This is a genomic window from Streptococcus vulneris, from assembly GCF_019218685.1.
Classification (GTDB): Bacteria; Bacillota; Bacilli; order Lactobacillales; family Streptococcaceae; genus Streptococcus; species Streptococcus vulneris.
The window spans coordinates 1-2,180 of the sequence record NZ_JAHUZC010000022.1 but is presented as its reverse complement, the minus strand read 5'-3'; the positions used below and the strand labels follow the sequence as shown (position 1 = coordinate 2,180).

Here is a 2,180-nt window from a genome sequence, read left to right as displayed (position 1 = left end):
GCGCTAGTTGACGCTGAGGCACTTGCTACCGCGCTCGTTGAAGCCGATGCACTTGCTACCGCGCTCGTTGATGCTGAAGCTGAAGCTACTGCGCTAGTTGACGCTGAGGCACTTGCTACCGCGCTCGTTGAAGCCGATGCACTTGCTACCGCGCTCGTTGATGCTGATGCTGAAGCCACCGCACTTGTTGATGCTGAAGCACTTGCCACCGCACTTGTTGACGCTGAAGCTGAGGCTACTGCACTTGTTGACGCTGAAGCTGAAGCTACCGCACTTGTTGACGCTGAAGCTGAAGCCACCGCGCTTGTTGATGCTGATGCTGAAGCCACTGCACTTGTCGATGCTGAAGCTGAAGCTACCGCACTTGTTGACGCTGAAGCTGAAGCTACTGCACTTGTCGATGCTGAAGCTGAGGCTACCGCACTTGTCGATGCTGAAGCACTTGCTACCGCACTTGTCGATGCTGAAGCTGAAGCTACTGCACTAGTTGACGCTGAAGCTGAAGCCACTGCACTTGTTGATGCTGAGGCGCTTGCTACTGCACTAGTAGATGCTGAAGCTGAGGCTACCGCGCTGGTTGATGCTGACGCTGAGGCTACTGCGCTAGTTGATGCTGAAGCACTTGCTACTGCACTTGTTGACGCTGAAGCTGAAGCTACTGCACTAGTAGATGCTGAGGCTGAAGCCACCGCACTTGTTGACGCTGAAGCTGAAGCCACCGCACTTGTTGACGCTGAAGCTGAGGCTACTGCACTTGTTGACGCTGAAGCTGAAGCCACTGCACTTGTTGACGCTGAAGCTGAGGCTACTGCACTTGTTGACGCTGAAGCTGAGGCTACCGCACTTGTTGACGCTGAAGCACTTGCTACCGCACTTGTCGATGCTGAGGCGCTTGCTACTGCACTTGTTGACGCTGAGGCTGAGGCTACTGCACTTGTTGACGCTGAGGCTGAGGCTACCGCGCTAGTCGATGCTGAGGCTGAAGCTACCGCACTCGTTGATGCTGAAGCACTTGACACCGCACTTGTTGACGCTGAAGCTGAGGCTACCGCGCTAGTCGATGCTGACGCTGAGGCTACTGCGCTAGTTGATGCTGAAGCACTTGCTACCGCACTTGTTGATGCTGAAGCACTTGCTACCGCGCTGGTTGACGCTGAAGCTGATGCCACTGCACTAGTAGATGCTGAAGCACTTGCTACCGCGCTGGTTGATGCTGACGCTGAGGCTACTGCGCTAGTTGATGCTGAAGCACTTGCTACCGCACTTGTCGATGCTGAAGCTGAAGCTACTGCACTAGTTGACGCTGAAGCTGAAGCCACTGCACTTGTTGATGCTGAGGCGCTTGCTACTGCACTAGTAGATGCTGAAGCACTTGCTACCGCACTTGTCGATGCTGAAGCACTTGCTACCGCGCTGGTTGATGCTGACGCTGAGGCTACTGCGTTCGTTGACGCTGAAGCTGAGACTACTGCACTAGTAGATGCTGAAGCTGAAGCCACCGCACTTGTTGATGCTGAAGCACTTGCTACCGCGCTTGTTGACGCTGAAGCTGAAGCTACTGCACTTGTCGATGCTGAAGCACTTGCTACCGCGCTTGTTGACGCTGAAGCTGAAGCTACCGCGCTAGTCGATGCTGAGGCACTTGCTACCGCACTTGTCGATGCTGAAGCTGAAGCTACTGCACTTGTTGACGCTGAAGCTGAAGCTACCGCACTTGTTGACGCTGAAGCTGAGGCTACCGCGCTAGTCGATGCTGAGGCACTTGCTACCGCACTTGTCGATGCTGAAGCTGAAGCTACCGCACTTGTTGATGCTGAAGCTGAAGCCACTGCACTTGTTGATGCTGAAGCTGAAGCTACCGCACTTGTTGACGCTGAAGCTGAAGCTACTGCACTTGTCGATGCTGAAGCTGAGGCTACCGCACTTGTCGATGCTGAAGCTGAAGCCACCGCACTTGTTGATGCTGAAGCACTTGCTACCGCGCTGGTTGACGCTGAAGCTGAAGCCACTGCACTTGTTGACGCTGAAGCTGAAGCTACTGCACTTGTCGATGCTGAGGCTGAAGCCACCGCACTTGTTGACGCTGAGGCTGAAGCCACCGCACTTGTTGACGCTGAAGCTGAAGCTACCGCGCTGGTTGAGGCTGAAGCTGAAGCTACTGCGCTGGTTGACGCTGAAGC

At 54.9% G+C, this 2,180-nt stretch carries 1 protein-coding gene; it reads left to right on the top strand.

From position 1 onward, the window contains the following. The coding region (locus KUA57_RS09360) for a coiled-coil domain-containing protein (protein ID WP_218494141.1) at positions 1–2,180 on the top strand (2,180 nt) is incomplete at both ends.